The sequence below is a fragment of the Candidatus Methylomirabilota bacterium genome (assembly GCA_036002485.1).
Lineage (GTDB): Bacteria > Methylomirabilota > Methylomirabilia > Rokubacteriales > CSP1-6 > AR37.
Genome location: DASYTI010000073.1, coordinates 1 through 10,564, shown reverse-complemented (window position 1 = coordinate 10,564; position 10,564 = coordinate 1). Strand labels below are relative to the sequence as shown.

Genomic DNA, 10,564 nt, shown 5'->3' with positions numbered 1-10,564 from the left:
TTGATGCCGAAGACCTGAAAAGGTATCGGGTTCATGGCGTCATCGTATCATAGCTGGCCGTCCGTCGATCTCGCGCGCACTGGGCCAATTTGCTTCTCCATACTTCCTTGCGAGCGGGCCGGCAACCCTCAACGTACGTTCAACTCAGCCCTCGCCTCGTGGCTGCGCCCCTCAGCTCGAACGGCCACGTACGCCTCGGGCTGCCGGCCCGCTCGCGCGTGGCACTTCGAGCTGAGGGCGTAGCCCGAGGCGAGGGCTGGGTTGATCTGGCTCGCAACTTGCCCCAGTGCCGGTCCTTAACTGTCCGCTCCCACCTCGCCGGAGAAGGGCTGCCGGTTGGAGTATAATCGCCCCCATGACAATTCAGATCGAGTCCAAGCGCTATCCGGTCGACGATCTCAGCCACGCCATCGAGTTCTGCTACCAGCAGGGATGGACGGACGGACTACCCGTGGTGCCGCCCACCGAGCGGGCCGTCCAGGCCATGCTCGAGGCGGCCGGGCTCGAGCCGCGGCAGCAGGTCGCCTTCATCACCAATCGTCAGGTCGCGGTGACGGCGGAGAAGATTGCCATCAATGCCGTCATGGCCGGGTGCCTCCCCGAGCACATGCCGGTGGTGGTGGCGGCCATCGAGGGCATCGCCGACCCCCAGTGGGGCTACCACGGGCCCGCGACCTCCACGGGAGGCGCCGCCGTGCTGATGATCGTGAACGGACCCCTGGCCGCCCGGCTGCGCTTCAATTCCGGGGACAATCTCTTCGGGCCGGGCTGGCGATCGAACGCCACCGTGGGCCGCGCCGTGCGGCTGGTGATGCGAAACGTGATCGGCACGCTGCCCGGTGCCCTCGATCGGGGGACGGTCGGACACCCGGGCAAGTACAGCTATGTCATCGCCGAGAACGAAGCGGAGAGTCCCTGGACGCCTCTGCATGTCGAGCGCGGCTTCAAGCCCGAGCAGAGCACGGTCACCGTCATGTCGGCGGAGGGTCCGCACCAGTTCTACAACCAGCTGTCGAGCACGGCCCAGGGCGTTCTCACCTCGCTCTGCGACGACATGAAGCATCACGGCAGCACCAATGGCCAGCCGCAGTACTGCGTGGTGCTCGCGGGCGAGCACATGCGCACCATCGCCAACGACGGCTGGTCCAAGAAGGACATCCAGCAGTTCGTGTACGAGAACACCCACAACTCGGTGGCCCACCTCAAGCGGGCGGCGCGCCTGGCGGGAGCGGTGACGCCCGCGGACGAGACCACCATGCGGCCGCTCGTCCCCAGCCCGCAGGACGTGCTCGTGCTCGCGGCGGGAGGTCGGGCGGGGGCCTTTTCCTGCTATATCCCGGGATGGGCCGGGGGCAAGAAGTCGTCCCAGAGCATCACGAAGCTCATACAGGACAGGAGGGTGTGATGGCCATGGAGATCCTCGATCCGACGGTCGAGCCGCGCCAGCAGCCGCTGACGTTCGTGGCGCGGCCCGACTCGCTCACGGGCAAGCGCATCGGGCTCGTGGAGAACACGAAGTTCAACTCGGACAAGCTCCTCGCCAAGGTCGGGGAGATCCTCAAGCAGGAGTACGGGGCCGCCGAGTGCACGATGTGGCGCAAGCACAACTCGAGCGTGCCCGCGCACCAGGAGATCATCGACGAGGCCAAGCGCGGCGTGGACGTCGTGGTGGCCGGCATCGGAGACTGAGGGTCCTGCTCGTCGGGCAGTGTGCTCGACGGAATCGTGTTCGAGAAGGCCGGGATTCCCGCGGCCTCGATCGTGACCGACGTGTTCGAAGGAACGGGCCGGGCCATGGCCGTGGCCTGGGGCGTGCCGAACTACAAGTTCCTCGCCCTCCCGCACCCCATCGCGAACTTGACTGACGCACAGCTGGAGCAGCGGGCGAGGGAGATCGCACCCGAGATCGTGAAGCTGCTCCTCCAGGGCCAGGAATAGCCACGGCGAGGAGCCCCCACCCCCGGACGGCCACCACGAAGCTGACGGCCCCCGACTACCACCCACCCTGGTGGTTTCGGGGGCCGCATCTCCAGACCCTCTGGGGCCCGCTCTTCCGCCGGCCGAAGCTGCCGGAGCTCCGGCGGGACCGCATGAGCACGCCGGACGGCGACTTCGTCGACCTGGACTGGCTGCCCGCGCGCGAGCGCGGCGCCCCCCTCATCGTCATCCTCCACGGCCTCGAGGGCTCGGGCAGGTCCCACTACGTCCGCGGCCTCATGCGCGAGGCCGAGCGGCTCGGCTGGCGCGCCGTGGTCGTCCATTTCCGCTCGTGTAGCGGCGAGGTCAACCTGACGCCCCGCATGTACCACTCGGGCGATACGGAGGACCTCGACTGGGTCATGCGGACGCTGACCGTCCGGGAGCCCACCCTCAAGATCGGGGTGATTGGCGTCTCCCTGGGGGGCAATGTGCTGCTGAAATGGCTCGGCGAGAAGGGCGAGGACGCCCCGCCCCAGGTCCGGGCGGTGGCGGCCATCTCGACGCCGTTCAACCTCGCGGCCTGCGCCCGCGCGCTCGACCGCGGCCTGAACCGCTCCATGTACACGGCGGGCTTCTTGCGAACGCTCAAGGCCAAGCTCAGGAAGAAGGAGCGCCTCTACGATCGGCTCCTCGATCTCCCCGCGGCGCTCCGCTCGCGGACCTTTGCCGAGTACGACCGGCTGGTCACCGCGCCCCTTCACGGCTTCAAGGACGAGCGGGACTACTGGACACGCTCGAGCTCGGGCCCCTACCTGGCGCAGATCTGCCGGCCCACCCTGCTCATCAACGCCCTGAACGATCCCTTCATGCCGGCGGCCGCCTTGCCCCGCGACGCGGCCTCGAGATCGCGATTCATCCAGACCAACTTCGTCCGCGAGGGAGGCCATGCGGGCTTCCTCGAAGGCGCGTCCGGTCGGCGCTCGTGGGCGGAGGGCCGCGCCCTCGCCTTTCTCGAGCGCCATCTGCTAGGATGATCGTCGTGCCCTTGCGCGACTCGTACGGACTGCCCGTCTCCACAACCTCCCGCGCCGCCGTCGATGCGTATGACCGCGGCGTCCGCGCGCTCCTGGGCTTCGGCGCCGATATCATCGAGAATTTTCAGGCGGCCCTCGAGGCCGATCCGGACTTCGTGCTCGCGCGGGCCGCTCTCGGCATCTCGCTCTATCTCGCGGAGAAGGTCCCGGAAGGGCGCGCGGAGATGGACAGGGCCGCGGCGGCGACGGCCGCCCTGTTCCCGAGGGAGAAGCGTCACGTCGAGGCCCTCGCCCTGTGGGTGGCCGGCCGCGGCAATGAGGCCATCCCGGTGATGCGGGAGCACTTGGCGGAGCATCCGGGCGATGCCGTGCTCATGCAGCGGCTCTACTTCATCTATTTCTGGCAGGGTCGGTCGGCCGATATGCTCGAGCTGACGAGGTCGCTCCGACCCGCCCTGCCCGACGACGGCTACCTGCTCGGCTACCACGCCTTCGCCCTGGAGGAGAACCGCTTCTACGCCGAGGCCCTGCCCCTAGCCGAGCGAGCCCTGGCCCTCGACCCGAGAGACGCGTGGGCCGTTCACACGGTGGCCCACGTGTTCTACGAGCGGGGCGAGAACGAGCGCGGGGTCGAAGCGCTTCCCCCGCGCATCCATCCGTGCGACCATCTCGGCTATTTCAGAAACCATCTGCTCTGGCATCTCGCCCTCATGCATCTCGCGGAAGGGCGCTATGATCGCGTGGCCAAGCTCTTCACGAGCGTCTTCGGGAGCATCCCCATCACGATTGCCTCGGACCTCCAGGACTCGGTCGCCCTGGCCTGGCGCCTCGACCTCTACGGGCAGCCCGATCCCGCGCGCTGGAAGCACGTGGGCGCCGCGGCCCGCGGCTGGCTCGAGATGCCGCTCCTCCTCTTCCACGATCTCCATGTCGGCATGGCCCTCAGCGCGGCGGGCGACTGGGGCGCGGCCGAGACCCAGCTCGGGCGCCTGCGCGATCGCGGAAAGAAATCGCGCAACCCGACCCTGCCCGAGGTGGTGGTGCCCATGATGGAGGGTCTGCACGCCTTTGCGCGAGGCGAGTACGCGGGCGCCGTGGCCAAGCTCGCGTCCGTCGAGGACCGCATCGTCGAGGTGGGGGGCAGCCACGCCCAGCGCGAAGTCTTTCACGATACCTTGCTCGAGGCGGCGCTGCGGGCGGACGAGCCCGGGCGCGCCACCGCGCTGCTCGAGCGGCGCCTGGCCAAGCGGCCGAATCCCGGGCGTCACTGGATGGAGAGAGGGCGGCTGGAGAGACGGTCCTGATGGACTGGGGGGCCCTGGGAAACGAGACGGTGGAGCTGGTGCGGGCCTATCTCAGGGTGAACACCACCAATCCCCCGGGCAACGAGACGGCGGGCGCCCGCTTCCTCACCCAGGTGCTCGACGGGGACGGGATCGCGAGCGAGACCGCCGAGTCGGCGCCGGGCCGGGGCAATCTGGTGGCCCGGCTGTCCGGGGACGGCTCGCTCGGGGGCATCGCGCTCCATCACCACATCGACGTGGTCTACGCCGACGAGCGCTATTGGACCGTCGATCCCTTCGGCGGCCTGCTGCGGGACGGCTTCGTCTACGGGCGCGGGGCCCTCGACATGAAGTCCACGGGCATTCTCCAGCTCGTGTCCGTGCTCGCCATCAAGCGGGCCAAGATCCCTCTCAAGCGCGATCTCATCTTCCTCGCCACGGCCGACGAGGAAGTGGGCAGCCGCTTCGGCGCGCACTGGGTGGCCACGGAACGTCGTCACTGGCTGGCCGGGGCCGAGTACGCCCTGTCCGAGCTCGGCGTCATCGTGGTCGAGCCGGGCCAGCGGGCCCCCTTCGGCACCATCGTCATCTCCGAAAAGGTCGGTCTCTCCCTTCGCTTCATCGCGCGCGGCGAGCCCGGCCACGGGTCCATGCCATGGCCCGACACGGCCCCGCATCGCCTGATCCGCGCCCTCACCCGTCTCCTCGAGGCCGAGCGCCCGCCGCGGGTGCTGCCGGAGATCCAGGAGTTCTTCGCGCGCATGGCCGCCGTCCTGCCCGAGGGTCAGGGAGAAGGCTTCGACCGCCTCGAGCGCTCGCTCGGCGATCCCGCCTTCCGTGCCCGCTTCTTCGCGAACCGCCACCACGCCGCGCTCGTCAGGACCACCTTCGCCGTCAACATGCTCAAGGGCAGCGAGAAGCGCAATGTCATCCCGCCCGAGGCCGTGGCGGACATCGACTGCCGCATGCTGGCCGGCGATGATCCTGGCGAGATCGTGGACTGGGTGCGCCGGGTCATCGCCGATCCGCAGGTGGAGGTGAGCGTGACGTCGACGCCCAAGGTGCCCAACCTCTCGCCCCCCGACACCGAGCTCTACAAGGCCCTCTCCGGGGCGCTGGGACGGCGCGCCCCCGGGGTCATCGTGGCGCCCGAGATCATGGTCGGCTTCACGGACAACTGGATCTTTCGCGGCATGGGGCTGCACGGCTACGGCTTCGGGCCCTTCGTCCTCGACGAGGGCGAGTGGCGGCGCATCCACGGCAATGACGAGCGCATCTCCGTGGAGAACCTGACGGCGGGGGTGCGCTGCTACACCGAGCTACTGCTGCAGATGGCCGCGGCCTGATGGCCCGGGCCGCGCTCTCCATCCGGCGCGGCACGCGGCGAGACGTCCCCACCATCGTCGCCCTCATCCGGGGACTCGCCGAGTACGAGCGGCTGGTGCACGAGGTCGAGATCACCCCCGCCAAGGCGCGGCGGCATGGCTTCGGGCGACGGCCGTACTTCGAGACCCTCATCTGCCGGCGCGGGCGCCGGCCCGTGGGCTTCGCGCTGTATTTCTTCACGTATTCGACCTTTCTCGGGCGGCCGAGCCTGTACCTGGAAGACCTCTTCGTCCTGCCCGAGGAGCGGGGACGGGGGGCAGGGCGGGCGCTCTTGCGGGCCCTCGGCAAGATCGCCATGGCCCGCGGTTGTGGCAGGATGGAGTGGACGGTGCTCGATTGGAATGCCCCGGCCATCCGCTTCTACCGGCGGATCGGCGCGCGGCTCCACAAGGAATGGATCCACACGCGGCTCACCGGCGCGCCGCTCAGGCGGCTGGCCCAGCCCCGTTGAGCCCGATGGCTTCGGGCCCGGGCCAGCCGGGCGGAGGACGGCCCGTGTTCGGCGAGTATGACGCCAAGAGCTTCTTCGACGAGGTCTTCGAGCCGGACGGCGCGCCCCGCCCGCACTATGCCGATATCGTCCAGCGCATCCGGTCGCTCTCGCCCGTCGAGTTCGGTCGCCGCCGCGCCCTCGCGGACCTGACCTTCCGTAACCAGGGCATCACCTTCACCGTCTACGGAGACGAGTCGGGCACGGAGCGCACCTTTCCCTTCGATCTCTGCCCTCGGGTGATCCCCGCCGACGAGTGGGCCCGGCTCGAGGCGGGATTGATCCAGCGGGTGCGGGCCCTCAACCTCTTCCTGCGCGATATCTACCACGAGGCGCGGATCCTCGACGACGGCGTGATCCCGAGGCGGCTCGTGCTGGGGAATCCGCACTTCCGCCGCCAGGTCCACGGCATCACGCTGCCCCACGACGTCTACACGCACGTGAGCGGCATCGACATCATCCGGGGCGAGGACGGCACGTATATGGTCCTCGAGGACAACCTGCGCACGCCGAGCGGGGTCAGCTACATGCTGGCCAACCGCATCGTCATGACGCGGACCTTCCCCGGCCTCTTCGAGGGGCGCGGGGTGCGGCCGGTCCAGCACTACACCACGGCCCTCCTCGAGATGCTGCGCAGCCTGTCGCCCCGTGATCTCAAAGAGCCAACCATCGTCGTGCTCACGCCCGGACAGTACAACAGCGCTTACTTCGAGCACGCCTTCCTCGCCCAGCAGATGGGCATCGAGCTCGTGGAGGGGCGCGACCTCTACGTCGAGGACCGCCGCGTGTGGATGCGGACGACCCAGGGACGGCAGCAGGTCGACGTGATCTACCGGCGCGTCGACGACGACTTCCTGGATCCCGTGGTCTTCCGCGCCGACTCCATGCTGGGCGTGCCCGGACTGCTCCAGGTCTACCGGCAAGGGCGGGTGGCCCTCGCCAATGCCGTGGGCACGGGGGTGGCCGACGACAAGGCCATGTACAGCTACGTGCCGGCCATGGTCCGCTACTACCTCAACGAGGAACCGACGCTCCCCAATGTCCCAACCTACCTCGGCGCCGAGGCGGACGGGCTGACGTACATGCTCGAGAATGCCGAGACGCTCGTGATCAAGGCCGTGGGCGAGTCGGGAGGCTACGGCATGCTGATCGGGCCGGAGTCGACGGCGGCGCAGCGTGACAAGTTCCTGGAGACCGTGCGCAGCAATCCCGGCAACTACGTCGCCCAGCCGGTGATCGCGCTGTCGCGCCATCCCTCGTTCTTCGCCGACGCCGGCGTCTTCGAGCCCTGCCACATCGATCTGCGGCCCTATGTCCTCGTGGGGGAGGACATCACGGTGGTGCCGGGCGGCCTGACCCGCGTGGCGCTCCGGCGGGGCTCGCTCGTCGTCAATTCCTCTCAGGGCGGCGGATCCAAGGACACCTGGGTGCTCAGCGAAGGCGGTCAGAGCTGATGCTCAGCCGCATCGCGGAGAACCTCTACTGGATCGGCCGCTACATCGAGCGGGCCGAGAACACCGCGAGCTTGCTCGACGTCAACTACCACGCCAATGTGGAGGCGCCCGTGATACCGGGCGCCAAGGGCATCGTCACCGAGCAATGGGCGCCCCTCCTCGCCCTCACCGACGACGAGGCAGCCTTTCGCGAGCATTTCGACAGGGCGGACGGGCGGACCGTGCCCGAGTGGCTCGCCTTCCACCCCCAGAACTCCTCGAGCATCCGCGCGAGCCTGGCCCGCGCGCGGGAAGACGCGCGGGGGCTCCGCGATCGCATCAGCCTCGAGATGTGGGAGACGCTGAACCGAGCGTACCTGGAGCTTTGCTTCTCGACCGACCGCGTGCTCGAGCAGGACGGCCTGCACCAGTATTGCGTGGCCGCGCGCGAGGCCAGCCACCTCTTTTCCGGCATCGCCTACGCGACGCTGCCGCGCGACCTCGGCTGGTACTTCCTCCTGGCCGGCCAGCAGCTCGAGCGCGCCGACAATGTCCTCCGGCTCCTCCAGGTGCGCGAGCGGCAAGGCGTCGGGCTCGAGCCCGTGGCGCGGGGCCTGGAGAACCATCGCGGCATGGCGCTGCTCAAGTCGGTCTCGGCGTACGAGGCCTTCCGCAAGCGACACCATGTCGCGCTCGAGGCGCGACGGATCGCCGCCTTCCTCCTCCTCGATCCCGACTTCCCGCGAAGCGTCCGCCACAACCTGGCCGCGCTCCAGGGCACGCTCGAGAACATCGAGCGGCTCAATCCGGGCGCGCCGGGCACGGCCACGCGGCAGGCGGGATGGCTCGCCGCCCGGCTCGAGTACATGCCCGGAGTGGAGCCTATCCTCGACGCCAAGGAGCCAGGACTCGAGACCCTGCTCCAGGAGCTGTCGGCCATCTCCGACGCCATCAGCTCGACCTACTTCGGCGTCACCGGCATCGATCCGCGCGAGCCGCGGGGCGAGTCGGCCTCATGACGGCGCCCCCCGAGCCGCCCGTTCACCTGACGGTGGTCCACGTCACCGAGTATCGGTACCCCGAGCCGGCCTGGGATTCCTTCAACGAAGTCCGGCTTTCCCCCACGGAGGATCAGGGCCAGAGCCTGCTGTCGTTCGAGCTCGAGCTGTCGCCCGAGGCGACGGTACGGAGCCACCTCGACTACTACGGCAATCGCGTGCACCAGTTTCACATCGCCGAGGCGCATCGCCGGCTGGCCATCGAGGCCCGCTCGAGCGTGGTCACCTATCCGCGCCCGGAGCCCATGCGGGTGGCCGCGGACAGCCTGGCCGAGCTGAGACCCCGCTTCTTCGAGTTCCTGGCCCCGACGCGGCGCGTGCCGCTGGATCAGGACTGGGCGAGCGCCATGCGAGCGCCCGCTCTCGCCCCCGACGGCGACCTCGTCGACTACCTCTCGGGGCTCACCCGCCACCTCCACGATTTCTTCACCTACCGGTCCGACGTCACCGAGATCGACACGCCCATCGCCGACTTCGTCCGCGCGCGCGCCGGCGTCTGCCAGGACTACACGCATGCCATGCTCGCCCTGTGCCGGATGATCGGCATTCCCGCGCGCTATGTCAGCGGATACCTCGAGACGGGCGCGGGCCTCACCCTCGGCTCGGATGCCTCGCATGCCTGGATCGAGGCGTATCTGCCGGGCAGCGGCTGGGTGGGCTTCGATCCGACCAACGGCACCGTGGTGGGTCAGGCCTACGTCAAGGTCGGGCACGGCCGCGACTACGACGACGTGCCGCCGGTGAAGGGACTCCGCCGGAGCGGAGGGACGGAAAGCCTGCGCGTCGCCGTGAAGGTGCGGCGGGCCCCGCCGCCCGACACCACGGTCGCTTCGACCGCCTGAGAGGCCACCGGAACCGCTTCGTGCCGTATTTCGTGATTCCAGGCTTTTCCTCTTGACAGCCTCGGCAGGGTGACTCGGTGGTGCGGCCGCAGCCCTTATCAAGTGCCGGCCCAGCGGCACGCACGCGGCCGCCGCCGCGCAAACGGACGCGACCGGATCAAAAACCATTCCTCGTCCGGAAGTCGCTCATCCTGGACGCTCCCCGCGAGCTCGAAAACCAGGGTGTAGAGTCGCCTCAACCGAAGGAGGGCTCGTCATGCAAGTCCATTCGCCATCTGTGCTTGCCACTCAGCATTTCCCCTCGGAGCTGGATCGGCTCGGCGACGAGATCGCCGAACTGTCCGCCCACCTCGAGGCCGCCACCGCGCGCCTACTCGAGCTGATCCGCGAGTTCGACGCCCGAGGGGGATGGAACACGGGCTTCCGCTCCTGCGCCGCCTGGCTGAGCTGGCGGGTAGGGCTCGACCTGGGCGCGGCCCGGGAGCGGGTCCGGGTCGCGCGCGCCCTCGGGACGCTGCCCCTGTTCGCCCAGGCCCTGGCCCGCGGCGAGCTGTCCTATGCCAAGGTCCGCGCCCTGACCCGCGTGGCCACGCCGGAGACCGAGGCGCGACTGCTGGGGGTCGGGCGCGCGGGCACGGCCGCCCACGTCGAGCGAATCGTGCGCGGCTGGCGGTGCGTGGATCGGCAGGCCGAGGCTCGGGAGGCGAAGCGCCGGCATGCGAGCCGAGCCCTGCACGTGTATCAGGACGAGGACGGCATGGTGGTCGTCAGGCGGCGGCTCGAGCCGGAGGTGGGGGCGCTGCTCATGCAGGCCCTGGCCGCCGCCCGCGAGAGCCTGTATCAGCGGGCCCGGGGGCGGGCTAGGGCCTCGGCAGGTTTCGGGGACGTTTCCGCGGAAACGCCCCCGGTCTCCCAGCAGCAGGCCGATGCCCTGGTCCTGCTCGCGGAGACGGCCCTGCATCACGGGCTCGATCCCGGCACCCCGGGCGAGCGCTACCAGGTGGTGGTTCACGTCGACGCCCAGGTCCTGGCCGATCCGGAGCAGCCGGGCCAATCCGTCCTCGAGGAGGGGACGCGCGTTCCGCGGAAACGTCCCGGCGGTTGGCGTGCGACGCCAG

Annotated in this window: 11 protein-coding genes; all 11 read left to right on the top strand. The window is 69.4% G+C overall.

Annotated features, from left to right (window positions below):
• The first annotated feature begins 355 nt into the window (after positions 1–355).
• Entirely contained in the window at positions 356–1,405 is a 1,050-nt protein-coding gene (locus tag VGT00_07955) for a hypothetical protein (protein ID HEV8531334.1), read from the top strand.
• A complete protein-coding gene (locus VGT00_07950) occupies positions 1,405–1,689 on the top strand; it encodes a hypothetical protein (GenBank protein ID HEV8531333.1) in 285 nt (94 codons plus the stop codon). Before VGT00_07955 ends, VGT00_07950 begins: the two co-directional genes overlap by 1 nt.
• 21 nt (positions 1,690–1,710) lie before the next feature.
• On the top strand, positions 1,711–1,938 hold the full coding sequence (locus tag VGT00_07945; GenBank protein HEV8531332.1) for a hypothetical protein: 228 nt from the start codon (positions 1,711–1,713) through the stop codon (positions 1,936–1,938).
• Positions 1,939–2,090: 152 nt separating this feature from the next.
• Positions 2,091–2,954, top strand: coding sequence for an alpha/beta fold hydrolase (locus tag VGT00_07940; GenBank protein ID HEV8531331.1), 864 nt, complete (start codon positions 2,091–2,093; stop codon positions 2,952–2,954).
• Positions 2,955–2,959: 5 nt separating this feature from the next.
• Positions 2,960–4,258: a tetratricopeptide repeat protein gene (locus VGT00_07935; protein HEV8531330.1), complete on the top strand. Its 1,299-nt coding sequence runs from the start codon at positions 2,960–2,962 to the stop codon at positions 4,256–4,258.
• Positions 4,258–5,583 carry a M20/M25/M40 family metallo-hydrolase gene (locus VGT00_07930; GenBank protein HEV8531329.1) on the top strand — a complete coding sequence of 442 codons (1,326 nt, stop codon included), beginning with the start codon at positions 4,258–4,260 and terminating at the stop codon, positions 5,581–5,583. Before VGT00_07935 ends, VGT00_07930 begins: the two co-directional genes overlap by 1 nt.
• Positions 5,583–6,074 carry a GNAT family N-acetyltransferase gene (locus VGT00_07925; protein ID HEV8531328.1) on the top strand — a complete coding sequence of 164 codons (492 nt, stop codon included), beginning with the start codon at positions 5,583–5,585 and terminating at the stop codon, positions 6,072–6,074. The genes VGT00_07930 and VGT00_07925 overlap by 1 nt, the downstream gene beginning before the upstream one ends.
• Before the next feature lie 44 nt (positions 6,075–6,118).
• Complete coding sequence (locus VGT00_07920; protein HEV8531327.1) at positions 6,119–7,567, top strand: circularly permuted type 2 ATP-grasp protein; 1,449 nt, start codon at positions 6,119–6,121, stop codon at positions 7,565–7,567.
• Positions 7,567–8,565 (top strand): alpha-E domain-containing protein, encoded by a 999-nt coding sequence (locus VGT00_07915; GenBank protein ID HEV8531326.1) that lies wholly within the window; start codon positions 7,567–7,569, stop codon positions 8,563–8,565. Before VGT00_07920 ends, VGT00_07915 begins: the two co-directional genes overlap by 1 nt.
• The gene (locus VGT00_07910; protein HEV8531325.1) at positions 8,562–9,446 is read left to right on the top strand and encodes a transglutaminase family protein; all 885 of its coding nucleotides are present in this window, start codon (positions 8,562–8,564) and stop codon (positions 9,444–9,446) included. Before VGT00_07915 ends, VGT00_07910 begins: the two co-directional genes overlap by 4 nt.
• A 256-nt stretch (positions 9,447–9,702) precedes the next feature.
• The coding region (locus VGT00_07905) for a DUF222 domain-containing protein (GenBank protein HEV8531324.1) at positions 9,703–10,564 on the top strand (862 nt) is incomplete at its 3' end.

What these genes read in the sequence shown, in the direction of transcription:
- VGT00_07955 (HEV8531334.1), top strand. Translation starts at nt 356, where the DNA reads ATGACAATTCAGATCGAGTCCAAGCGCTATCCGGTCGACGATCTCAGC.
- VGT00_07950 (HEV8531333.1), top strand. Translation starts at nt 1,405, where the DNA reads ATGGCCATGGAGATCCTCGATCCGACGGTCGAGCCGCGCCAGCAGCCG.
- VGT00_07940 (HEV8531331.1), top strand. Translation starts at nt 2,091, where the DNA reads ATGAGCACGCCGGACGGCGACTTCGTCGACCTGGACTGGCTGCCCGCG.
- VGT00_07930 (HEV8531329.1), top strand. Translation starts at nt 4,258, where the DNA reads ATGGACTGGGGGGCCCTGGGAAACGAGACGGTGGAGCTGGTGCGGGCC.
- VGT00_07925 (HEV8531328.1), top strand. Translation starts at nt 5,583, where the DNA reads ATGGCCCGGGCCGCGCTCTCCATCCGGCGCGGCACGCGGCGAGACGTC.
- VGT00_07915 (HEV8531326.1), top strand. Translation starts at nt 7,567, where the DNA reads ATGCTCAGCCGCATCGCGGAGAACCTCTACTGGATCGGCCGCTACATC.
- VGT00_07910 (HEV8531325.1), top strand. Translation starts at nt 8,562, where the DNA reads ATGACGGCGCCCCCCGAGCCGCCCGTTCACCTGACGGTGGTCCACGTC.